This is a genomic window from Pseudomonas sp. DNDY-54, assembly GCF_019880365.1.
GTDB lineage: Bacteria > Pseudomonadota > Gammaproteobacteria > Pseudomonadales > Pseudomonadaceae > Stutzerimonas > Stutzerimonas stutzeri_P.
In genome coordinates this window covers 2,349,038-2,372,581 of the sequence record NZ_CP082271.1, presented here as the reverse complement: position 1 = coordinate 2,372,581, position 23,544 = coordinate 2,349,038, and the positions used below count along the sequence as shown (strand labels likewise).

At 61.6% G+C, this 23,544-nt stretch carries 22 protein-coding genes; 9 read left to right on the top strand and 13 right to left on the bottom strand.

Annotated features, from left to right (window positions below):
• Positions 1-28: 28 nt before the first annotated feature.
• On the top strand, positions 29-355 hold the full coding sequence (locus K4O48_RS10970) for a gamma-glutamylcyclotransferase family protein (protein WP_222908262.1): 327 nt from the start codon (positions 29-31) through the stop codon (positions 353-355).
• Between the two features lie 159 nt (positions 356-514).
• On the opposite strand, the gene K4O48_RS10965 is transcribed toward K4O48_RS10970, so the two are convergent.
• Entirely contained in the window at positions 515-940 is a 426-nt protein-coding gene (locus tag K4O48_RS10965; RefSeq protein ID WP_181297318.1) for a VOC family protein, read from the bottom strand.
• A 116-nt stretch (positions 941-1,056) separates the two neighbouring features.
• Here K4O48_RS10965 and K4O48_RS10960 point away from each other — a divergent pair, with 116 nt between their 5' ends.
• From K4O48_RS10960 to K4O48_RS10950, 3 genes are all read left to right on the top strand, one after another.
• Positions 1,057-1,944, top strand: a complete 888-nt coding sequence (locus K4O48_RS10960; RefSeq protein WP_222912069.1) for a LysR family transcriptional regulator — start codon at positions 1,057-1,059, stop codon at positions 1,942-1,944.
• Positions 1,945-2,029: 85 nt separating this feature from the next.
• Positions 2,030-2,875, top strand: coding sequence for an AraC family transcriptional regulator (locus tag K4O48_RS10955; RefSeq protein ID WP_222908261.1), 846 nt, complete (start codon positions 2,030-2,032; stop codon positions 2,873-2,875).
• A gap of 106 nt (positions 2,876-2,981) precedes the next feature.
• The gene (locus tag K4O48_RS10950; RefSeq protein WP_222908260.1) at positions 2,982-3,581 is read left to right on the top strand and encodes a LysE family translocator; all 600 of its coding nucleotides are present in this window, start codon (positions 2,982-2,984) and stop codon (positions 3,579-3,581) included.
• 51 nt (positions 3,582-3,632) lie between these two features.
• On the opposite strand, the gene K4O48_RS10945 is transcribed toward K4O48_RS10950, so the two are convergent.
• Positions 3,633-4,559, bottom strand: a complete 927-nt coding sequence (locus tag K4O48_RS10945; protein ID WP_222908259.1) for a LysR family transcriptional regulator — start codon at positions 4,557-4,559, stop codon at positions 3,633-3,635.
• A gap of 140 nt (positions 4,560-4,699) precedes the next feature.
• On the opposite strand from K4O48_RS10945, the gene K4O48_RS10940 reads away from it, so the two are divergent.
• From K4O48_RS10940 to pgm, 4 genes are all read left to right on the top strand, one after another.
• Complete coding sequence (locus K4O48_RS10940; protein WP_222908258.1) at positions 4,700-5,098, top strand: RidA family protein; 399 nt, start codon at positions 4,700-4,702, stop codon at positions 5,096-5,098.
• A 276-nt stretch (positions 5,099-5,374) separates the two neighbouring features.
• Positions 5,375-7,006, top strand: coding sequence for an acyl-CoA synthetase (locus K4O48_RS10935; protein ID WP_222908257.1), 1,632 nt, complete (start codon positions 5,375-5,377; stop codon positions 7,004-7,006).
• 210 nt (positions 7,007-7,216) lie between these two features.
• Complete coding sequence (locus K4O48_RS10930; RefSeq protein WP_222908256.1) at positions 7,217-7,999, top strand: alpha/beta fold hydrolase; 783 nt, start codon at positions 7,217-7,219, stop codon at positions 7,997-7,999.
• Between the two features lie 370 nt (positions 8,000-8,369).
• Positions 8,370-10,034, top strand: coding sequence for a phosphoglucomutase (alpha-D-glucose-1,6-bisphosphate-dependent) (gene pgm, locus K4O48_RS10925; protein ID WP_222908255.1), 1,665 nt, complete (start codon positions 8,370-8,372; stop codon positions 10,032-10,034).
• Between the two features lie 51 nt (positions 10,035-10,085).
• Here pgm and K4O48_RS10920 read toward each other — a convergent pair whose 3' ends face one another.
• The gene (locus K4O48_RS10920) at positions 10,086-10,694 is read right to left on the bottom strand and encodes a glutathione S-transferase N-terminal domain-containing protein (RefSeq protein ID WP_222908254.1); all 609 of its coding nucleotides are present in this window, start codon (positions 10,692-10,694) and stop codon (positions 10,086-10,088) included.
• A 606-nt stretch (positions 10,695-11,300) separates the two neighbouring features.
• Between K4O48_RS10920 and K4O48_RS10915 the strand changes: the two genes are divergently transcribed.
• A complete protein-coding gene (locus K4O48_RS10915; RefSeq protein WP_222908253.1) occupies positions 11,301-12,071 on the top strand; it encodes a 3-hydroxybutyrate dehydrogenase in 771 nt (256 codons plus the stop codon).
• Between the two features lie 576 nt (positions 12,072-12,647).
• Here K4O48_RS10915 and K4O48_RS10900 read toward each other — a convergent pair.
• From K4O48_RS10900 to K4O48_RS10855, 10 genes are all read right to left on the bottom strand, one after another.
• On the bottom strand, positions 12,648-14,132 hold the full coding sequence (locus tag K4O48_RS10900) for a sigma-54-dependent Fis family transcriptional regulator (RefSeq protein ID WP_222908252.1): 1,485 nt from the start codon (positions 14,130-14,132) through the stop codon (positions 12,648-12,650).
• A 76-nt stretch (positions 14,133-14,208) separates the two neighbouring features.
• Positions 14,209-15,576 (bottom strand): TRAP transporter large permease subunit, encoded by a 1,368-nt coding sequence (locus K4O48_RS10895; protein ID WP_222908251.1) that lies wholly within the window; start codon positions 15,574-15,576, stop codon positions 14,209-14,211.
• A gap of 16 nt (positions 15,577-15,592) precedes the next feature.
• Complete coding sequence (locus K4O48_RS10890; protein WP_222908250.1) at positions 15,593-16,207, bottom strand: TRAP transporter small permease subunit; 615 nt, start codon at positions 16,205-16,207, stop codon at positions 15,593-15,595.
• Positions 16,208-16,311: 104 nt separating this feature from the next.
• A complete protein-coding gene (locus tag K4O48_RS10885; protein WP_222908249.1) occupies positions 16,312-17,397 on the bottom strand; it encodes a TRAP transporter substrate-binding protein in 1,086 nt (361 codons plus the stop codon).
• 416 nt (positions 17,398-17,813) lie between these two features.
• Positions 17,814-18,209, bottom strand: coding sequence for a MerR family transcriptional regulator (locus K4O48_RS10880; protein ID WP_222908248.1), 396 nt, complete (start codon positions 18,207-18,209; stop codon positions 17,814-17,816).
• Positions 18,210-18,337: 128 nt separating this feature from the next.
• Positions 18,338-18,964, bottom strand: coding sequence for a CoA transferase subunit B (locus K4O48_RS10875; protein WP_222908247.1), 627 nt, complete (start codon positions 18,962-18,964; stop codon positions 18,338-18,340).
• 2 nt (positions 18,965-18,966) lie between these two features.
• On the bottom strand, positions 18,967-19,662 hold the full coding sequence (locus K4O48_RS10870; protein ID WP_222908246.1) for a CoA transferase subunit A: 696 nt from the start codon (positions 19,660-19,662) through the stop codon (positions 18,967-18,969).
• Positions 19,663-19,705: 43 nt separating this feature from the next.
• Positions 19,706-20,608 (bottom strand): hydroxymethylglutaryl-CoA lyase, encoded by a 903-nt coding sequence (locus K4O48_RS10865; protein WP_222908245.1) that lies wholly within the window; start codon positions 20,606-20,608, stop codon positions 19,706-19,708.
• A gap of 229 nt (positions 20,609-20,837) precedes the next feature.
• Positions 20,838-22,736, bottom strand: a complete 1,899-nt coding sequence (locus K4O48_RS10860) for an acetyl/propionyl/methylcrotonyl-CoA carboxylase subunit alpha (RefSeq protein WP_222908244.1) — start codon at positions 22,734-22,736, stop codon at positions 20,838-20,840.
• On the bottom strand, positions 22,733-23,536 hold the full coding sequence (locus K4O48_RS10855) for a gamma-carboxygeranoyl-CoA hydratase (protein WP_222908243.1): 804 nt from the start codon (positions 23,534-23,536) through the stop codon (positions 22,733-22,735). The genes K4O48_RS10860 and K4O48_RS10855 overlap by 4 nt, the downstream gene beginning before the upstream one ends.
• Positions 23,537-23,544: the final 8 nt, after the last annotated feature.

Here is a 23,544-nt window from a genome sequence, read left to right as displayed (position 1 = left end):
GCTCGCGCGGGATCAATGAGGAAACTAGATGGAGCGGCTTTTCGTTTACGGTTCGCTGGCGCCTGGTCGCCCCAATGAACACATCCTGGCCGGCGTAGCTGGCTCATGGGAAGCGGCGAGTGTGACGGGCACGTTACGTGAGGAAGGGTGGGGCGCGGCAATGGGTTTCCCCGGGCTCGACCTGAATGAGCAAGGCGAGCGGATCGAAGGCTTCGTGTTCAGTTCCCATCAGCTTCCGGCACAGTGGGCAGCGCTCGACGCGTTCGAAGGCGATGCCTATATACGAACGCCCGCCGCCGTGCGGCTCGGCACCGGACAAACCGTCGAGGCTTATGTTTACGCGCTGAGAAAGTAACGCATACGTCGTGCGCCGGGGCGTCGCCGGAACCGTCTGATCGCGCCGGTTCAGCTCTGGCTGTGCGTCTGCACGAGCAACTATTTTGGGTTCGTCCCGGCTGGTTGCGGCGTTGTTTACAACACCGATGCTCTGATATTGGCGAGTTAATGGCCGCGGTTATTTTGCAAACAGCTGGCTCATGTCTTTGAACGCCTTGAATTCCAGCGCATTACCGCAGGGATCGAAGAGGAACATCGTGGCCTGTTCGCCCACCTGGCCCTTGAAGCGCACATAGGGCTCGATGACGAACTGAGTACCCAGTGAACGCAGGCGCTCAGCCAAGGCTTCCCACTCCGGCCAGCTCAGGACGATGCCGAAGTGCGGCACCGGGACGTCGTGGCCGTCTACCGCGTTGGTGTGTGCCGCATCTTGCGACTGGGTCTTCGGATGCTCGTGGATCACCAACTGATGGCCGTAGAAGTCGAAGTCGACCCAATGCTCGGACGAACGTCCTTCCGCAAGGCCGAACACTTCTCCGTAGAAATGGCGGGCGGCGGGCAAGTCGTAAACGGGGATCGCAAGGTGGAAAGGGGAGAGGCTCATCTGGGCTACCTTCTTTTCAGTGGGACAGTGACGCTTATTCTGGTCGATTTGCCGCACCCTCCGACAATGGATATGTTTTGATTCGAGCCTCAAAAATTTCGATCAATCCGGTGCCTATGATTCGCGAGATAAGGACCTTTCTAACCATTGCCCGCTGCGGCAGTTTCGCCGCGGCTGGTAACCAGATCGGGCTGACGCAATCGGCCGTAAGTGCGCAGATCAAGAATCTCGAAGAAGCGCTAGGCCTGCGTTTGTTCGATCGAACAGGACGCTCGGCGCACCTCAACGCCGCCGGGTTGCGCGCCTTACCCTTGGCTGAGCAGATTCTTGAAACCTTCGCATTGATGGCCCAGCCAGAATCGCTAGCCGAATTCCGTGGCGAGCTGCGCATTGGTGCGATCGCGACGGTGCAGACCGGTTTGCTGCCGCCGGTTCTGCTGCGCTTGCGGCATGACGCGCCGGGCGTTGCGCCAAAGCTCGTCCCCGGCGTTTCGCTTAACCTGTTGTCGCAGGTCGATGCTGGCGATATCGACGTGGCGGTCATGATCCGCCCGCCCTTCGCGCTGCCAAAGGAATTGCATGCCGAGCTGATTCAGCGGGAGCCGTTCGTTTTGATCGCACCCCTGGATGTTAAAGGTGACGACCCCTTCCTGTTGCTCACGCATCATCCCCTCGTGCGTTACGACCGGAGTTCGTTCGGCGGACGCCAGGTCAGTCACTTTCTTCGTAAACACCGCCTGGACGTGCAATCCGGACTCGAACTCGACGAACTCGACGCCATCGTCAAAATGGTCGAAGGCGGACTGGGCGTGGCATTGGTACCCAAAGCCGGGCTGTGGCTGGAGCGCGAGCCGACGGTCCGTATTCTGTCGCTCGGGGACGCCACGTTCTATCGAGAGCTCGTTCTGATCAGTCGCCACAGCGTGCAGCAGCAGCCGTTGCATCAGTTGTTCCGGCGCTGCCTGCACAGCGAGGTGGGCGGCGAAGGCAATAAGGCTGTGTGAGCGCCTGCACGAATGTTCCAGCTTTCAGGGTTAGCTCCGTACTAGGATCAGCGATCGCACGCTAACAACGATTCCCGAGCGCCGGATGCACACTGACGATCGCAGCTGGATATCCCTTCGCCAAGATGCCGATACCGGCATCGAGACCATTCGTGCGCACTTCGAGGGGCATGCGTACGACCCTCATTGGCATGACAGCTACCTGATCGGTTTTACCGAGCAGGGCGTCCAGCAGTTCAGTTGCAGGGGAGCGGTGCACCAGAGCACCCCGGGTCAGATTTTTCTCCTCGAACCGGGTGAAATTCATGACGGCGATGCACCCGCCGCGGGTGGGTTCACCTACTCGATGCTGTATCTGCGGCCGGCCTGGCTGGAGCGGCAGTTGCGCACGCTGGATGACGCGCCGCTGGTCCATGGCGAACCCGGGTTCGCCCTCACACTCACCGAGCGGCCGGCGTTACTCGCGGCTATTGCCGGTGCTTTCCACGCACTGGAACAGCACGACTTGCGCATCGTTCGCGAGACCGCATTGGATACGCTACTGCTTAACCTGAGCCAGCATCTGCGTTGGCGCCAGGCCCGGCAGGACGATCCATGGCTGCCTCGCGTCGCCATTCGAGCGCGTGAGTATCTGCATGCGCATTTCGACGAGGATATCGGCCTGGAAGCGCTTGCCGCGATTACGGGCGCCAGTCGCTTTCGCTTGTCCCGAGCGTTCAAGGCGGCGTACGGGCTGGCGCCGCATGCGTACCTCATCCAGTTACGCCTCGCCAGGGGCAGACACTTGCTGGCGCAAGGGCACGCACCCGCCGAGGTGGCCTCGATGCTCGGATTCGCCGATCAGAGTCACCTTGGGCGTTGGTTTCGCCGCGCGTATGGCCTGACACCGGCGCACTACCGCACGCGCTGCTCGAATCTTCCAGACGGCTGATCTGTCTGCACCCAGACTGGCACCTGTAGCGATTCAGGAGCCGAATGACGATGAACGATGACTTTCGATTTGCCCTGCGTGATCAGACGTTGGGGTGGCGTCAGCAATGATCGAACTCCTGCCTTTTGCGCTGTTCGCCTTTGTCGCATCGATTACACCGGGGCCAACCAACGTGCTGGTGCTCAGCCACAGCGTCCGCTTCGGCTTTGTCGGTGCCATGCCGATCGTACTGGGAGGCTGCGCAGGCGCTGCGCTCGTGGTATTGACGGTCGGCTTGGGTATTGGCGACGCGGTAGCGACGCATACCGTGCTGCAAACCGTGATGAAAGGGCTTGGCATCCTGTGGTTGAGCTATCTCGCCTGGCAAATCTATTCCAGCCCGGAGCCCGAGCGAGTGGACGGGCAGCCGACGGGGCCCCGCATCGGTTTTCTCGCGACGGCGGGCCTGCAACTGGTCAATCCGAAGGCCTGGATGATGGCGATTGCGGTCATCAGTGTATTTGCGCGTCCCGGCGTCGAGCGCTGGCATGATGTGATGCAGCTATCAGTGGTGTTCTTCTGTATTTCCCTGCCGTGTCTGGCGGCTTGGGCGCTGCTCGGGCGAGGCGCCGCGGCGCTGCTGGGCTCGAAGGCCAGGCGGGTGCTGTTCAACCGGATCCTGGCGGTGCTGTTGGTGCTCTCGACGCTAGCGACGCTGCTCCCGTGACTGGCCTGTGTTTCGCGGCTGCGTCCGCTGACATCTTGCCCCGGTAACCGGTTATGTGCCGCGTCGCCCGAGGACAGGCGCCTGATCCGCCATCAGCTCGGCGATCCATTCAATGAACACGCGCAGTTTGGTACTCACGTGTCGATTCGGTGGGAATGCGATGTACATCGGCATCGGATCGAGCTGCCAGTTTTCGAACAGGGGAATCAATTCGCCGCGTGCTGCGTGATCCTTTGCCATGTAGTTCGGCAACCAGAGCACGCCCATACCGGCCAGGCCGGCCGCGAGGTAGGCGTTGCCGTCGTCGACCGAGAGCACGTACCGGCCGAGCACGTTGATGCGCTCGCCGTCGCAGTGCATGGCATAGGGGAACACCTTGCCGGTTCGCGCCCAGAGAAAACCGACGATGCGGTGATGCGTGTCCTGGAGGTCGCGCGGGTGAGAAGGCGTTCCGGCGCGCTCCAGATAACTCGGCGCGGCGTAGACGCCGAGCTGCAGATCGCCTACATGCCGGGCCATCAACGACTGATCGGTCAGCTCGCCGCCGCGCACGACGCAATCCACGTTCTCGCCGATCAGGTCGACCGTGCGATCACTGACGCCCATATCCAGCTGGATGTCCGGGTAGCGCGCATGAAAGGCCGGCAACGCTGGCATGAGGATCAACCGTGCAAACGGGCTGGGCACATCGACCCGTAACCGGCCTCTTGGCAGTGCCGACGCACTGGACAGGCTGGTCTCGGCGTCGTCCAGGTCTGCCAGTAGACGGATGACGCGTTCGTAATAGGCAGCGCCATCAGCGGTGACGTTGACCTTGCGCGTGGTTCGATTGAGCAGCCGAACACGCAGCCGGGCCTCCAGCTGCTGGACCAGTTGCGTCACGCTGGTCTTGCTGACGTGCAGGGTGTCGGCGGCCTTGGTGAAGCTGCCGGTTTCCACCACGCGAGCGAACGCCTTCATTGCATCAAAACGGTCCATCTCTGCTCCGGATCCTGGGATTGTTTGCATTTTACAAACAGTGATGGGTGGAAACGCCAGTTTATCCAGCAGGCCAGGCCGCCTAGATTCATCTCGTCGTAAGTAACAGGCCAGCTTCGGCCTGCTGATGGAGGTATCCCATGACCCAACGCAACGTTGTTTTTCCACCCGGACGTCAAGCGCTCTACGAGCGTAATCGGTACTCGCCGGCCATCCGCTCCGATGGCTTTCTATTCGTGTCGGGGCAGGTGGGCAGCCGCGAGGACGGTTCGCCTGAACCGAACCTTGAGGCCCAGGTCCGGCTCGCCTTCGAAAACCTGAACGCGATTCTGAAGGCTGCGGGCTGCACCTTCGATGACGTGATTGACGTGACCGTGTTTATTGTCGATCCCCAATCAACGTTCGAAACCATCTGGAAGGTCGTCCCCGAATTCTGGGGGAGCGCGCCGCACCCGACACTGACTGCTGTTGGCGTCACCTGGCTCTATGGCTTCCAGTTCGAAATCAAGGTGATCGCGAAGCTCCCACCGGAAGGTTGATTGTTCGGGTTGGAGACGGCTGGCTGCGGGAGTAAAGCTGACGAGCAGGCCGGCAGCTGCACCGCTAGCAACCTATAGTTGGATTGGCGCGAGTGCAGCGGGAGCCATCTCGCAGTGTCTGCCACGCACTCGACGTAAAAACGCTGCGTGCCGCCAACGCAACGCCCGGATAGTTTGTCCAAAACATTCATCCAGCTTGAAGGCTTTTGCCATTGTTGCGGGCGGTACGCAGAGCCAATATCCAAGGGCCCAATAACAAGAACCCGGGAGCCAGCCATGCGCGACTACGTCACTGCGGCCAGTGAATTTGACTACGACCAGACGGTATCAGCGATCCTTTCAGGGGACCTGTCTGCCATGAACGCGTGCGTTGAATGTTGCGACCGGCATGCGGATTCGGACAAGGTTGCGCTTCGCTGGGAAGGCCGCGATGGGCAGCGCGCTATCTGGACCTTTGCTCAATTAAAGGAAGCGTCTTCACGTTTCGCCAATCTGTTGGTCAGTCAGGGCATTCAACCGGGCGATACCGTGGCCGGTCTTTTGCCGCGCACGCCCGAACTGCTCGTCACCATCCTTGGCACCTGGCGCATCGGCGCGATCTATCAGCCCCTGTTTACGGCTTTCGGCCCCAAAGCGGTGGAGCATCGGATCAAGGAGTCCGGCGCGAAGATGGTCGTTACCGACACCACCAACAGTGAAAAGCTGGACAGCATCGACGCCGCGCCGCGCCGGCTGGTGGTGGGCAATGGCGATGATGATTTCTGGACCCAGGTGAATCGCCAATCGGCCGAGTTCGAGTCGGTGCTCATGGACGGCGAGTCGCCTTTCATGGCGATGTTCACGTCGGGCACAACCGGGCCTGCGAAGCAACTGCATGTGCCGCTCAAAGCCATCGTCGCCTTCGTCACGTACATGCGGGACGCGGTGGATCTGCAGCCCGACGACAAGTTCTGGAACATTGCGGATCCCGGTTGGGCGTATGGGCTGTACTACGCCGTCACCGGCCCTCTGGCGATGGGGCACACCACGCTGTTCTATGAAGGCGGCTTCACGGTCGAGAGCACCTGTCGGGTCGTCGACGAATACGGTATTACCAACATGGCGGGATCACCGACCGCGTTCCGCTTGCTGCTGGCGTCCCGCAAGGACGTGGAAGGCAGAATCAAGGGCCGCTTGCGCGCCGTGAGCAGCGCGGGCGAGCCATTAACACCGGAGGTCATCCGCTGGTTCCGCGACGGTCTCGGTTGCACCATCCACGATCACTATGGCCAGACCGAACTCGGTATGGTGCTGTGCAACCATCACGCCTTGAGCCACAACGTCCGTATCGGAACCGCGGGCTATGCCATGCCGGGACACCGCGTCGTGGTATTGGATGATCAGCAGCGTGAGCTGGAGCCCGGCACACCCGGAATGCTTGCACTGGACCGCAGCCGATCGCCGCTGCTCTGGTTCCCGGGCTACACCGGTACGAAAACCAAGGCCTTCGTCGGTCACTACTACCTGAGCGGCGATACCGTCGAGATGAACGACGACGGAAGCATCAGTTTTGTAGGGCGCGCCGACGATGTCATCACCACGTCCGGTTACCGTGTCGGCCCGTTCGATGTGGAAAGTGCCTTGGTCGAACATCCGGCGGTGATCGAAGCGGCGGTGATCGGCAAGCCGGATCCCGAGCGTACTGAGCTGGTCAAGGCGTACGTTGTGCTGCATGCCGGGCATAACGGCGACGCGATGCTGGCGGAACAGCTGCAGCAGCATGTACGTCAGCGCTTGTCTGCGCATGCATACCCGCGCGAAATCGAGTTCGTCGACGAGCTTCCCAAAACACCAAGCGGGAAGATCCAACGATTCCTGCTGCGTGATCGGGAAAAAGCTGCACAGCATTCGGCGTCATTGGCCAGCTGAAGTCGGTCAGAGGTTTCGCTCTGCCTGACGCGCACGTTCCGCGCGTCTCGTGGTTATCGAATGGCTGGCTCGTTACGCAAGGGCCGCAGTCATCGTCTTCCCAGGCGCTGCGTTCTCGGCGCGTATGTCCATAACGCAATCCGCTCCGTCACGCTCGCCCGCGCTACCACATGCGGCTAGGCCGATGGTGCGCGCGAAGAGGTTTCCAGGATGATCATCGAACGTGAGGACCGCCATCTTCCAACCGAAGATGGCGACGTGTTTATCCGGCGCTGGCGCACCAACACAACCAAGGTCCCCATTGTCCTGCTGCATGATTCGCTCGGCTGCGTCGAGTTGTGGCGTGATTTTCCAGAACGCCTCGCGGCGGCGACCGCACGCGACGTCATCGCCTATGATCGCTTGGGCTTCGGTCGTTCGGCGCCGCATCCGGGCGGCTGGTCGACTCGCTTTATCCGTGATGAGGCCGAGCGCTTCTTCCTGCCGGTCTGGGGCGTCTTGGACGCCGAGCGTTTCATTGCCTTCGGCCACAGCGTAGGCGGCGCAATGGCGGCCAGCCTGGCGGCGCATCATTCGCGGCATTGCCTTGGCGTGATCACCGAATCGGCGCAGGCCTTTGTCGAAGACCGCACGTTGCACGGTATCCGCCAGGCGCAAGCGGCATTCGCTGCGCCTGATCAGCTGGACCGGTTGCGCAAATACCACGGCGAGAAAGCCGAATGGGTGCTTTCAGCATGGTTCGATACCTGGTTGTCCGACGCCTATGCCGGGTGGACGCTAGAGGACAGCGCGCCCAGCATCGCCTGTCCACTGCTTGCGCTCCACGGTGCCGAGGACGAATACGGCTCGGCTGTGCACCCGCGTCGAATCGCCGAGCTTGCGACCGGAGCGGCACAGACCTTGATGCTCGACGGCTGCTTCCACGTCCCGCATCGCGAGCAGCCGGAGGTCGTTCTCACGGCCGTCAGGCAGTTCGTCGAAGCCATGCCCTGAACCATGGGATCGTCGTCTGCAGTCGCATGTTCCAGTTCTACCAAGGCCTTCGCTGGCCGACTGCCGATCCGTCAGAATCATTTATGGGGGCCTTTGAACCGGCCTCTGTATGCCCCCGAAGCGTTCGATAGTTGCCGCTACAGACGCGCGCAGCCACCCCGTTTGGCGGCGCTGGGTGGGCGCAATATCATGTGGGGCGGTTCAGCTTGGATATTCACCTCGCTTGATGGGGAACCAAAACCCAAGGAGTGATGGTCTTAGCGCCAAGATTAACGGCGTTGCCGCGGCCTTTTTGCGTCTGATCACCTTCCGTGCGACGCGATTGGCTCTGCCACCGGTGATATTTCCCTCCCTTCCAAAGGAACGACAGATGAGTCTCGACCTCAACGCAGGACGCCTGCCGGACGAACGTACCCTGACCAATATCCCGCGTCTGATTTCGCGCTATTACAGCGAGCGTCCCGACCCTTCGGACCCGGCACAGCAAGTTTCCTTTGGTACGTCCGGTCATCGGGGTTCGTCGCTTAAGAACAGCTTCAACGAGTGGCACATTCTCGCCACTACCCAAGCGATCTGTGACTATCGCCGTGAGCAGGGCATCGACGGACCGATCTTCGTAGGCATGGACACCCACGCGCTGTCCGAACCGGCCTTTGTGTCCGCCCTGGAAGTGCTAGCGGGCAACGGTGTCGAGACGCGTATTGACGCAGGGTGCAGCGAAACCAATGGGGAGCCCGGTTACACGCCGACCCCAGCCATCTCCAACGCGATCCTCGAATACAACGCCGGGCGCCGCAGCGGGCTGGCCGACGGCATCGTAATCACCCCATCGCACAACCCGCCGGCCGACGGCGGCTTCAAATACAACCCCACCAACGGTGGCCCGGCTGACACCAGCGTGACCAAGTGGATTCAGGAGCGCGCTAACGCCTTACTGACCGCGGGCCTCAAGGGCGTCCAGCGGATAGATTATTCGCAGGCCCTGGATGCACCGACGACGCAGCGCTTTGATTTCATCGACCACTATGTGGGTGGGCTGGGCCAGGTGATCGACCTCGAAGCAATTCGCGGCTCGGGTCTGAAGTTTGGCGTCGATCCGCTGGGTGGTGCGGGCGTGCATTACTGGACGCGCATTGCGGAGCGCTACGGCCTGCCACTCGAGGTGCTCTCGACCCGCGTCGATCCGACCTTCCGCTTCATGCGCTTGGACTGGGACGGCAAGATCCGCATGGATTGCAGTTCGCCGCATGCCATGGCGGGTCTGATCGAGAACAAGGACCGCTTTGATGTCTCCTTCGCTTGCGATACGGATCACGATCGGCACGGCATCGTGGCGCGCTCGGTAGGGCTACTAAACCCGAATCACTACCTGGCGGTGGCTATTGAATATCTCTTCACCCATCGTCCTGAATGGAGCCCACAGGCAGGCATCGGCAAGACGCTGGTGTCCTCTTCGATGATCGATCGGGTCGCCAAGGGAATAGGGCGTCAAGTGGTCGAAGTGCCGGTGGGCTTCAAGTGGTTCGTGGACGGCTTGATGGATGGCAGCCTCGGGTTTGGCGGCGAAGAGTCAGCGGGCGCGTCGTTTTTGCGTAGGGCCGGTGGCGCCTGGTCCACGGACAAGGACGGCATAATCCTCGGATTGCTGGCCGCAGAAATTACGGCGGTCACCGGTAAGGACCCGGGCGAGCGCTACCAGGCGCTGATAGAACGCTTCGGCGCGCCTGTGTACCAGCGGATTGACGCCCCGGCTGATCGCGAGCAGAAAGCGAAGTTGGGCAAGCTTTCCGCCTCGCAGGTCACGGCCAGTGAGTTGGCAGGCCAGCCCATCACCCAGATTCTTACCGAAGCGCCAGGCAATGGCGCCGCTATCGGTGGGCTGAAAGTCGTCACCGATAACGGCTGGTTCGCGGCGCGGCCATCCGGCACCGAAGACGTCTACAAGATCTACGCCGAGAGCTTCGAGGGCGAGGCGCACCTCAAACGCATTCAGGATGAAGCGAAGGCGTTGGTTGATGGTGTGTTGAACAGCTGACAGTTGATTAGCCGCCGCCTCGCGGGTGGCGGCTGGACGACCGCGCGGTGATCAAACCGGTGCGGTGCTGCGCATCGAGTCCCGGTCGGCAAACTGCTCGTTAAAAGCGGCGAGCTTCGGTGACTCGTGTCGCCAGTTCAGTTCGGCAAAACGAAAATCCAAATAGCCCAACGCGCAGGCCACCCCGATCTGGGCGATGTCCAACGGCTCATTCAGCAAGTCGGTGCTGACCTCCAGCGACGCCAATCCTCGGCGTACCTTGGCCAATTGACCGTCAACCCATTCATCCCATTGCCGCTCCGCAGGGCGCGCCGCGCGCTCATAGCGCGTCAACACCGCGGCTTCCATTACGCCGTCTGCGAGCGCGGCCAGCCGCAAGGTCCGCCAGCGTCGGGCGGGGTCTGCCGGAAACAACCGAGGCTTGTCGTGCAGACTGTCGAGGTACTCACAGATTACACGGCTGTCGTACAGGGCTTCGCCGTCATCCGTCAGTAACACCGGAATCTTGCCCAGCGGATTGACCGCGTTGACTCGCTCGTTCACGTCGACGGGTAGCACGGTTGTTTCAATCAGCTCCAGCCGGGACGTAAGCCCCGTTTCGCTGGCCACCACTCTGGTTTTTCGGCCGAAGGGCGATGCTGCTGCATAGATCAATTGCATGGGTCGGCGCTCGTGTTGGGCTGTGACGGGTCGGGTGAAGGTAAAAGCTGGAGTAAGCGTAGACCTGATGGATGACCAGCGTGATGTGTCGCTTGGCGCGATCGCTGCGCTCAGTGACCGACCCCATCCATGACGTTAGCTCCATGGTGTCGTAAACCCAGAGCGCCCCATTGGTTCGCCCGTGTCCAGCGCGCGGGACATGGATCACGCGCCTATGTCCCGCCTGCTGTGCATGTCCAGATTTCAAGGTCTTCTTTTCCCTCGTTCTGCTTACAGCACGAGCGTCTGACTGGCTTTCTGGCTGGCGATGGTCCAAATCATCACATCCGACAGAGGCTGGCACGGGTTTCGCTCTGGTTGGTTCGTTTCGCCGGGTTTTCCTTTCCAATCACAGCTTCTTGCGGGCTGGAGTGGGAAGGCACTAGAACAATAAGGAATGCTCATGAATGTCCTCAAACACTACGCAAGGGCGACACGCTGCCTGTCATCGCGCTGCCTAGCCGCCCTCAACTCCGTCGACCGCCCAGCCACCCGCTATCCTTGTTCCCATCGGCGCGCTGTGCCCGGTGCCGCCATGACGGCCACGCCTGGCTACGGGAGACAAGCATGATCTTGAAAGGCAAAACCGCGCTCGTGACCGGGTCAACCAGTGGCATCGGTCTGGGTATCGCTTGCAAGCTGGCGGAGGCGGGCGCCAACGTGATGCTCAACGGGTTCGGCGATGTGGACGCTGCCATGGCCCGCGTGTCGGCGTTTGGCACGCGCGTCCTGCACCACCCGGCCGATATGGCCGACGCCGAGCAGATCGGCGAATTGATCGGCCAGACCGAGCGCGACTTCGGCTCCCTTGATGTCCTCGTCAATAACGCTGGAATCCAGCATGTTGCTCCGGTGGAGCGTTTCCCCGTCGAACGCTGGAACAGCATCATCGCGATCAACCTGTCCTCAGTGTTCCATACGATGCGCCTCGCGCTACCTGGCATGCGCGAGCGCAACTGGGGCCGAATCATCAACATATCCTCGGTGCATGGCCTGGTGGCGTCGACACAGAAGGCGGCTTACGTCGCCGCGAAACACGGCGTAATCGGTCTGACCAAGACCGTTGCCCTGGAAACCGCCACCACCGGCATCACGTGTAACGCACTCTGCCCAGGCTGGGTCCTGACGCCGCTCGTCCAACAGCAGATCGATAGCAAGGCCAAAGCCCACGGTGACCCGATGCGAGCAACGCGCGAACTGCTGATGGAAAAGCAGCCTTCGCTGGACTTCGTCACGCCTGAAGAGCTGGGTGAGCTGGCGGTCTTCCTGTGCAGCGATGCCGGCCGTCAGGTTCGCGGCGCGGCATGGAACGTCGATGGTGGCTGGCTGGCGCAGTAGCGAAGGGTTGTAGGGTGGGCCGCGCGGCGCTCCGCTTCAGCCCACTCGCGTTATTAACGGTTGGCGATGACGGCTCAGCTGTTTGCATATGCACGGGTGTCACGTGGTGGGCTAAAGCCCACCCTACGGGATGGGGTGAGCTGGCGGTCTTCCTGTGCAGCGATGCCGGCCGGCAAAGTCGCGGCGCGGCATGGAACGTCGATGGCGGCTGGCTGGCGCAGTAGCGAAGGGTTGTAGGCTCGTAGGGTGGGCTTCAGCCCACCAGCGTTTGTCATGGTTGTCCTCTGCAGCGATGCCGGCCGTCAGGTTCGCGGCGCGGCATGGAACGTCGATGGTGGCTGGCTGGCGCAGTAGCGAAGGGTTGTAGGGTGGGCCGCGCGGCGCTCCGCTTCAGCCCACTCGCTTTTCTAACGGTTGGCGATGACGGCTCAGCTGTTTGCATATGCACGGGTGTCACGCGGTGGGCTAAAGCCCACCTACGAGCTGCAACGCCGAGGTTGGATCATTGGGATGATGAGAGGCTCGCACGCTGTCCTTTGCGCGAAGCACAAAGCCTTCCGCTGCAGGCTTTGCGCGCTACCGCTCGCTCAGCCCGTGCAATTGAAGCTTGGAATATAGACTCGCTCGGGATATGCCCAACTCCACAGCGGCGCGGCGGCGGTTGCCTTTGCAGACTTGCAGCGCGTGTTGCAGCGCACGGCGTTCGGCCTGGGCAACGCTTTCAGCTAGCAACTGCAACGGCGCGTCGTCCAGCTCGGATGGCTCGGCAACCGGAGTTATAGGTGGTGCAGACGGTGCGGCCCGGTGGGTCTGATCGCCAAGCAGCGGCAGCAGATGCACCGCTTCGATCGGCAGGCCATCGGCGTTTAGCTGAGCGCGCTCCAGCAGGTTGCTCAGCTCACGTACGTTGCCGCGCCAGGGTTGGCCGCAGAGCAACGCCACGGCCTCGGCGGTAAGTTCCATCGGTGCCTGGCCGGACCGGTTGGCGATGTCATCGAGCAGGTGCTCGACCAGCGCGGGGATGTCGCTAACGCGGTCGCGTAACGAGGGTACGTTGAGCGCGAGCACGTTGAGGCGGTAATAGAGGTCATCACGGAACTGCCCGTCGGCGACCTTGGCTTCGAGGTCGATATGGGTGGCCGCAATCACCCGCACGTTGAGCGGTTTGACCTGGTTGGAACCAAGCGGCTCGATTTCCTGCTCCTGCAGCACCCGCAACAGCTTGGCTTGCAAGGCGAGTGGCAGATCGCCAATTTCGTCGAGAAACAGCGTGCCGCCGTTGGCGACTTCGAACTTGCCGATTCGCGCCTTGCGATCGGCGCCGGTGAAGGCGCCAGGGGCGGTACCGAAGAGTTCGGCTTCGACCAAAGTTTCCGGAATGGCTGCGACGTTCACCGCAACAAAGGGACCATTGGCGCGCGGCGACAGGTTGTGAATGCCTTGGGCCAGTAGTTCTTTACCGGTGCCGGTCTCGCCGCGAATCAGCACAGTGGCGTCCAGCTGCGCCGCCCGACGGGCCTGGCGCTTGACTTCGCTGGCCGCTGGACTGGTGCCGATGAAGCCGGCAATGGTGTAACGCGCGCGGCGGGCCTTGGCCAGCTCGTGTTGTGTGGCGACCAGTTGTGTCTGAAGGATGTTGAATTTGGACATCAATGGCTTGAGATGCTGGGCCCGATCGAACAGCACGAAACCCAGGGCCCCAACGAGGGTGCCGTCCTCATCACGCAGCGGAATACGGGTCACCACGAAATGCTCGTCACCGAACGCCATCAGGTCGAGCATGCTCGGCAGGCCGCTTTCCACGACCTCGCGCAAGCGGCTCGCGGGCAGCACGTCTTCGATTTCCTTGCCGAGGACGTTGCGCGGATCGCTGATGCCGATCTTTTCGGCGTACTTGTCGTTAATCCAGACGATCCGTGCCTGGCGATTGACGGCAATGGTGCCCTCACATTGCGCATTCAGGTGATCGAACAGCAGCGGCATCGCCACGGCGCGAAACCGCTCCGGTGAGACGCCGATGATCAGGCCGTCGCTGTCGAGGTCGTTACGCGCAATCGCCATGGGCAGAGGAGTCCGTTGGGGTTCGACCGATTATGGGAGGCCCCGGCTGAGAAGGGCAAGACAGCCGGGGCATGGTTCAGAGCCCATACACCTCGTTGGGCAACCAGGTCGCCAGGGGCGCGAAGAAGAACACCAGCGCGAGGCCGAGGAGCTGGATCAGGATGTAAGGCAATACGCCCAGATAGACGTCACGCGTAGTGACTTCCGGCGGGCACACACCTTTGATATAGAACAGCGCGAAGCCTACCGGCGGTGTGAGGAAGGATGTCTGCAGGCACAGCGCGAAGAGAATCGCGAACCACAGCGGATCCACCCCCATGGAGAACAGAACCGGGGCCACCAGCGGCAGGATGATCAGCGTGATTTCGACCCAGTCCAGGAAGAAACCCAGCAGGAAGGTGATGAACAGTACGGTGAGCAAAACCCCGGTTTGGCCGAAGGGGAGCCCCGTCAGCGCATCGCGGATAACATCGTCACCGCCCAGGCCGCGCAACACGGCCGCGAACACCGTGGCGCCGATGAAAATGCCGAATATGAAGGCCGAGGTGCGGCTGGTTTGGTAAAGCGCCTCCTTCAGCACGGTCATGTTCAGCTTGCGGCTGCAGGCGGCCATCAGTACCGCACCGAATGCGCCGACGGCAGAGGCTTCGGTGGTAGTGGCGATGCCAAAGAAGATCGACCCGAGCACCGCCAGGATCAGTACGAAGGGTGGCACCACGGCCCAGAACACATCGAGCAAGGCGCGGGCGTCGAGCTTAGGGCGGTTGGCCGGCGCGGGTGCGAAGTCCTTCTTCACCCACGACACGATGACGATGTAGAGGATGTACATCAGCGCCAGCATCATGCCGGGGATCAGCGCACCCATGAACAACTTGCCGACCGAGGCCTCGGACGTGCCGAGGCGGTCGGCCATCAGCACCAGCATGATGCTGGGTGGAATCAGGATGCCAAGCGTGCCGACTGAACAGGCGGTGCCGACGGCGAGGCTCTTGTTGTATTTGGCCTGCAGCATCGGCCCGATGGAGAGCATGCCGAGCAGTGCCACTGAGGCGCCGACGATGCCGGTGGAGGCGGCCAGCAAGATGCCCACCAGCACCACCGTCACGGCATAACCGCCACGCAATGGGCCGAGTACCCGGACGAGGCTGTGCATCAGGCGTTCGGCGATGCCGGAGCGGTCGAGCATGATGCCCATGAAGATGAACAGTGGCAGGGCGACCATCAGTTCGTTAGCGACGATGCCGTAGATGCGCGCATCGAGCACGCCGATGGTGCCGTCCCAGGTGAACCAGAGATCGGCATCGAAGTGCTCGACCATCACATGACCGAGCACAGCGAACAACAGCCCGATGCCGGCCAGCGACCAGGCTACGGGGAAACCAAGCAGCAGTAGCACCATGAAGATGGCGAACATGCTGATGACGAGTATTTGTTCCAGACCCATGATTACGACGGCTCCATCAGGGCTGCGAGTGGCCGCGGTCGCGGTCACCGGTAGCGGGCCTCATAGCCCGCGGGAAATTGAGCAGCAGCGTGCTGCACCGTGAGGCGCGAGAGAGCAAGGCCAGGGCGACGAGCGACAGACCGAGCGGCAGCACACTCTTGAAGATGAAGCGATGCGGCAGACCGCTCGGCGCCTGCGACCGCTCTTCATAGATGAACGCCTGGTAGGCAAAGGGCACCAGCGCATCGACCATCAGCAACACGATAGGCAGCGCCAGAATCAGGATGGCCAGCAGCTCGATGATGGCCTGGCTGCGCAGCGTGAACTTCTCACGCAGCACGTCGACACGGACATGGTCATCTCGCACCACGGCGTAGGCGAGGGCGAGCATCAGGGCCGCGCCGAACAGGTGCCATGACAGCTCTTCCAGCGCAATGGAGCCGCGCGACAGAACGAAGCGGCTAAAGACGTTGGTCAGCACAACCGCCAGCACTAACAGCCAGATCCAGGCGCTGGCTTCGCCTATGGCGACCAATCCCTTGTCCAGCCAAAACGACAACTTGTTGTGAGGCAGCGCGTCCGCCTGAGAGGCGGGCACTGCGTTATTGGGAGAAACGGGATGAACAGCCATGACCACCTCGGTGATTCGGTACGGGTGAGCCGTTGCAGGCCAACAACTTGGGCTTGCAACGACCCGCATCCAAGCGAGGGACGGACGTCCCTCGGCTCTGACGGTTACTCGTACTGGTAGTAATCACGCGGCAGGTAGCCCTTGCCGTGCCACACGGAGTGGTGCTGCATGAACTCACGCTGGCTGGTCAGCACGCGCTTGAACATCTCGTCTTCGGCGGCGATCTCGTCGAGCACTTCGGTGGTCACTCGCTCCAGCTCGCGTAGCACCTCTTCGGGCAGCACCTGGGCCTTTACACCCTGCTTTTCATAGTCACGCAGCGCGGTCGGCTGAGCCCACTCGCTTTCGGCGAAACCTTTGAGCGTGGCGGATTCACAGCCCATCTCGATCAGTGCGCGGCTCTGCGGCTCCAGCTTGTCCCAAACGCCCTTGTTTACCAGCAGGTGCGAGGTGGTCAGCGTCTGGTGCCAGCCCGGCATGATGTAGTTTTTGATGATCTGGTCGAGGCCCAGCATCTTATCGATGGCCGGCTGGGAGAACTCAGTGGCGTCAATGGTTTTGCGTTCCAGCGCCTGATAGATCTCTCCGCCTGGAATCATGGTGACTGAGGCGCCTAGCTTTTCCAGCACCTTGCCGCCGATGCCGGCAAAGCGAATCCGCAGCCCGTCGATGTCGTCCAGTTTCTCGATGGGCTTGGCGAACCAGCCGGCGCCTTCCGGCCCGATGATGCTGCACAGCATCGGGTGGATGTTGCGTTCGGCATAGATCTCTTCCAGCAGCTTCTTGCCGTCGCCCTCGTAGTACCACGCGAGGTAAGCGGGAGGCTCCATATTGAAAGGCGCACCGGAATACAGGGGGAGCGCCGGGATAGTGCCCTGGTCATAGCCAATCCAGGTATAGCCGGCCGGATATTTGCCGTTGCTCACCGCATCCATGATCTCAAACGGCGGCACCAGCTCGCCGGGCTCGTAGTAGCGCAGCTGAATGTCGCCACCGGAGATGGCCTTGAGCGACTCGGAAAGACGCTTGACCGGTGTCGTCAGGCCAACAAGGTGAGAGGGGAAGGCCAGCGGCACCTGCCAGCGAATCTTCTCGGTGGCCATCGCGTTACTGCTGAGCAGAGCGGCGCTGACAACAGTGGTGGCGCCGATGGCGCAGGCGAGACGGGAAAGCTTCTTCTTAACGGACATTTCGGGTTTTCCTTGTTTTTGTTGTTCTGATAACCAGAAGGCTGCAGCGCGGCGCGCAACGCAGCCGAAAGCGAAAGCGCATCATCCGGCTGCCCTTCCGCCAGGTGTTCTGGCTTTAGCGCTTATCACTTAGCAGGTTCTGTGCCTGACTGCCGAGATGCGCTGAAATGCCTGTTCCAGAGGGTCCGGATACTTGGAGAGGCGTTACGAGTGTCCAGCGTGACGGACCTCCGGACTGATGGGTCATGCGAATGTCCATAAGTCCGGACTGATGTCTATTTCGCTGGACCGTGAGGGTGGCGGGCATGGCATCGCCGCTGCATACAGCGGCGGGGTAGGTGCAATCAATCGCGCGGGAAAGGTGTAAATGCGCACCTTCGCTCGGCCACTTGGCTGAGGCGAGATGGGGCTCGGAATCAGCTTGCTTCTTGACCTAGCGTCGTCTTCAGCGCGGTCAGGCAACGCTCCTCGGCGGTATCGAGTTCAAGCTGCATCTGCTGAATATCGAGAAGCTGCTGCTCTAGCTGCTCACGTCGTTCAGCAATCATCCCGAGCATGATGTTCAACTGTTTCTGGTTGCCGGCCTTGGGATCGTAAAGCTCGATCAGTGTCTTGCATTCGGCCAGCGAAAATCCGATGCGCTTGCCGCGCAGGATCAACTTGAGCGCGACGCGATCCTTCGGCGTGTAGATACGCTCCTGTCCACGCCGTTTCGGTGAAAGCATGCCCTGTTCTTCATAGAAGCGGATGGCGCGGGTGGTAATGTCGAGCTCGTTGGCTAAATCGGAAATGCTGTACGTCTGCTTTGCCATGAAGGATTCCAGTCCTGCTTATCCACCCGCGGCTCTCAACGAGCCGGGCGCGTTTTGTACGGGTTTATTGCGTGCCAAGACTACATGCTGCATTGGCCCAATGCACAGTGGCATCGGGCCATGCCTGGTTACTGCTGAATAGCGCAGCCGGTGGCTTCCTGGATTTGCTCGACGCTCACGCCATCCGCCAGTTCAACCAGCTTCAAGCCTTGCTCGGTGACATCCAGCACGCCGAGGTCCGTAATGATCCGGTCAACCACGCCCACACCGGTCAGCGGCAGGTCGCACGCTTTGATGATCTTGTGCGCGCCCTTCGCCGTGTGCTCCATCAGGACGACGACACGCTTGACGCCGGCCACCAGATCCATCGCGCCGCCCATCCCCTTGACCATCTTGCCGGGGATCATCCAGTTCGCCAGGTCGCCTTTCTCGGAGACCTGCATGGCGCCCAGAATGGCCAGGTTGATATGGCCGCCGCGGATCATGCCGAAGCTCATGGCGTTATCGAAAAAGGCGCTACCGGGCAGGGCGGTGACGGTCTGTTTGCCGGCATTGATCAGATCCGGGTCGATCTCGTCTTCGGTGGGAAAGGGGCCGATGCCAAGCAGGCCGTTCTCGCTTTGCAGCCAGACATCCATGCCCTCGGGGATGTAGTTGGCGACAAGGGTCGGCAATCCAATACCGAGATTCACATAGAAGCCATCCTGCAATTCCTGCGCGGCGCGCTGCGCCATCTGTTCACGTGTCCAGGCCATGATCAGCTCCTCACCGTACGTTTTTCGATGCGCTTCTCGGCGTTCGGGTTATGAATGATGCGCTGCACGTAAACGCCGGGAAGGTGGATCTGATCGGGGTCCAACTCCCCGGTTTCCACCAAATGATCGACCTCTACCACGCAGACCTTGCCGGCCATGGCGGCGAGCGGGTTGAAGTTGCGTGCGGTCTTGTTGAAGACCAGGTTGCCGGCTTTGTCCGCTTTGTAGGCCTTGACCAAGGCGATGTCGGCGGTCAGCGATTCTTCCATGACATACCACTCGCCCTTGAACTGGCGGGTCTCCTTGCCCTCGGCGATCAGCGTGCCGTAGCCGGTCTTTGTGTAGAACGCCGGGATACCCGAGCCGCCAGCGCGTAGCTTCTCGGCCAGCGTGCCCTGGGGTGTGAATTCCAGCTCCAGCTCACCGGCGAGGTACTGCCGCTCGAACTCCTTGTTCTCACCCACGTAGGAGGAAATCATCTTGCGCACCTGCCGCGTTTCCAGCAGCAGGCCGAGACCGAAGCCGTCCACGCCCGCGTTGTTGCTGATCACGGTGAGGTTTTTCTTCGCTGAATCACGGAGCGCCTCGATCAACGCTTCAGGGATGCCGCACAGGCCAAAGCCGCCGACGGCCAGCGTCATGCCGTCCTCGACCAGGCCGTCCAGAGCCTGCTGGGCGTTAGGGTAGATCTTGTTCATGTAAGCCTCTTGTTTTTCATCTATGGCTGTTCATCCGAACGGGTCACTGCGTGCTGAGACGCGCCCGAGCTACCCGCGAGCCGTTCGGCCGTCCCAGCACGTCACTGATGCGCTGCCCGGCAGCGATTAGCGACGTCAGGTCGATTCCGGTCTCAATGCCGAGGCCTTCCAGCATGTAGAGCACATCCTCGCTGGCTACGTTGCCACTGGCGCCTTTCGCGTAGGGGCAGCCGCCGAGCCCCGCGACTGAACTGTCGAAAGTGGAAATGCCTTCCTGCAGGCTGGCATAGATGTTCGCCAGCGCCTGGCCGTAGGTGTCGTGAAAGTGCCCGGCGAGTTTGTCGCGGGGAACGTCGCGGCTAACGGTCTCGAACAGCTGGCGCGTCTTGCCCGGCGTGCCGGTACCAATGGTGTCGCCCAGCGATACCTCGTAGCAGCCCATGGCGAACAGCTCGAGCGCAACATGGGCGACGCGCTTCGGGTCGATTTCACCTTCATAAGGGCAGCCCAGCACGCATGACACGTAGCCGCGCACCTGGATACCGCTCTCACGGGCGGCCTCCATCAGCGGCGCAAAGCGTGCCAGGCTCTCGTCGATGGAACAGTTGATGTTTTTCTGTGAGAAGGCTTCGGACGCCGCGCCGAATACCGCAACTTCGCTGACACCCGCTTCGATCGCGGCTTCGAGGCCTATGAGGTTGGGCGTAAGTGCCGCGTAGGTTACGCCAGGTTTCTGCCTGATTTGCGCAAAGACATCGGCTGAGCCTGCCATCTGCGGCACCCACTTGGGCGACACGAAACTACCCACCTCGATGTAGCGCACGCCGGCGGCAGTGAGGTCATCGACCAGCCGCACCTTGTCGGCGACGCTGATCGGTTGCTTTTCATTCTGCAAGCCGTCTCGCGGGCCGACTTCGACCAGGCGGACCTGTTTGGGCAGGCTCATATGTCCTCCAGGGGGTGAAAGCTCATCATGTCGTTCACCCGTGTCGTTAAGTTGTCGCGGTCGGTCGTCGACCGAGTGGGCTTCGGCCCGCCAAGGTTGCGCCGAGCAGGCCCGCGCGGTTTGACAAATCCGGTGGGCTGAAGCCCACCCTACACAAGCTGCAGGTCTGCCACCGTAGGGTGGGCTTCAGCCCACCAATTCGCCGGTGCTAGCGCCGGCTCGTTCGGCTTCACGCCTCTTCCATTTCGAGTAATACCGCGCCTTCATTGACCATGTCGCCTTCAGCGCAGAACAGACCTTTGACCACGCCTGCCTGCTGAGCGCGGATGCTGTGTTCCATTTTCATCGCTTCCAGTACGACCAGTGTGGCACCGGCTTCGACCTGCTGCCCGACCTCGACCAGCACTCGCACGATGCTGCCGTTCATGGGTGCGGTGAGGCCGCCGTGATGCTGGTGGCTGGCCTCCACCTCGGCAATCGGATCGAAAGCGGTAACGGCTTGCAGCTCACCGTTCCATTCCAGATACAGCGTGTTGCCCTGGCGAATGGCTTTGGGCTGACGTTCACGAGGCTGAGGCGCGGTATCGATACGCACGAGGCGGCTTTCACCGTTGCACACCAGGTGCACGCCCACCCGCGCGGGCATGCCAAAGCGTAGGCCGTCACGCCTGGCCCAGGGGGAATGGGCGTCGTCGTCTCGTTGTTTGGCCGGCTCGGTCTGTACGAAAAGCTCGCCCGCCAGTTGCCAGAACGCATCCGCCAATTCGCCGGGCGTGCGCATCAGCTCGGCTTCGTGGCGCGGAATGAAACCGGTGTCCAGCTCGGCCGCCGCAAAGGCGGGATGACCTATTACGCGCCGCAGAAACGCCAGATTGGTCCGCACGCCGCCGACACAGGTTTCGTCGAGCATGGCCAGCAAACGAAGGCGCGCCTCCTCGCGGTTCTCGCCCCAGGCGATCAGCTTGCCGAGCATGGGGTCGTAGAAAGGCGACACCGTATCGCCCTCGGCGACGCCGCTGTCGACTCGACGACCTGGGCCGGCGGCGGATTCGCGATAAAGATCGAGCGTCCCGGTAGCGGGCAGGAAGTCATTGTCTGGGTCTTCGGCATACAGGCGCACTTCAATGGCGTGGCCAGTCAGCGGAACCTGATCCTGGCTGATCGGCAGCGGCTCACCACGCGCCACGCGGATCTGCCAGGCCACCAGATCGAGTCCCGTGATGGCCTCGGTGACTGGATGCTCGACTTGCAGACGGGTGTTCATTTCCATGAAGAAGAATTCGCCGCGCGCGTCGAGCAGAAACTCCACGGTGCCGGCGCCGACGTAGCCAATGGCTTGCGCAGCTTTTACTGCCGCTTCACCCATGGCGCGGCGCAGCTCAGGGGAGAGGCCCGGCGCGGGGGCTTCTTCCACGACCTTCTGATGTCGGCGCTGGATCGAACAGTCGCGCTCGTTGAGATACAGGCAGCTCCCGTGCTGATCGGCGAATACCTGAATCTCCACATGGCGCGGCTTGAGTACATATTTCTCGACCAGCATGCGCGAATCGCCGAACGAGGACTGTGCCTCGCGTTGAGCTGACTGCAGCGCTTCAGCCAGGTCGGCTTCGCGCTCGACGACTTTCATGCCTTTACCGCCGCCGCCGGCGGTGGCCTTGAGCAGCACTGGGTAGCCAATTTTCTCTGCCGCGACTCGGAAGGTTTCCACGTCCTGCGCTTCGCCGTGATAGCCCGGCACCAACGGCACACCGGCTTTTTCCATCAGCGCCTTGGCGGCGGATTTGCTGCCCATGGCATCGATGGCCGAGGCGGGCGGGCCGAGGAAAATCAGCCCGGCGTCCTCGATGGCGCGCGCGAACCCCGCGTTCTCAGAGAGGAAGCCATAACCGGGGTGAATCGCCTGGGCGCCACTGGATTTGGCGGCGGCGATCAATTTCTCGACCAGCAGATAGCTTTCAGCGGGTTTGGCGCCACCGAGGTCGATACGGATGTCGGCCTCGCGCGCGTGACGGGCGTTGCGGTCAATGGCGCTGTGTACCGCAACGGTGGTCAGGCCCATGGCCTTGGCCGTGCGCATCACGCGACAGGCAATCTCGCCGCGGTTGGCGACCAGGAGAGTGGTGATCATTGTTGTGGCTCCTGCGTCCAGTTCGGTTTGCGCTTTTCAAGGAAGGCGTTCAACCCTTCCTGACCTTCAGGGCTGACGCGGATGCGCGCAATGCTGTTCTCGGTGTAACGACGAAGCGCAGGGCTCAACGAGCCGCTGCTGGCTTCACGCATCAAGTCCTTACTGGCACGCATCGCCTGCGGGCTGTTCAGCAGAAGGGTGTCAATCCAGCCACAAAGGCTGTCGTCCAGCGCTTCGGCTGGATAGGTTTCCGACAGCAGGCCAAGCTCGCGGGCCCGCTCGCCACTGAATCGCTCGCCGGTCATGGCGTAGCGACGCGTGGCGCGTTCACCGATCGCTTTGACCACGAAGGGGCTGATTACTGCCGGCGCGAGACCGATGCGGACTTCAGACAACGAAAACTGTGCGTCGGCAGCGCCGATGGCCATGTCGCAGCAAGCGATCAGCCCCACCGCGCCACCGAACGCAGCGCCTTGGACCACCGCCAGGGTTGGTAGCTTCAGGTGATAGAGGCTGTACATCATTTCACCCAGTTCGCGGGCATCGTTGAGGTTGGCCTCAAAATCCAGTTTGGCTGACTGCTGCATCCAGGCGAGATCAGCGCCTGCCGAGAAGTGTTTGCCGCGCCCGCGCAGCAACAGGAATCGCAGCGTCTTGTTCGACTGGACCTGGTCCAGGGCGAGCACCAGCTCGCGAATCATTTCGGCGTTGAAGGCGTTGTTCTTTTCCGGGCGATTCAGCCAGAGGGTGGCGAAGCCGCGGGGGTCCAGCTCAAGTTGCAGCGTGGTGAAATCGGTCATGACATAAA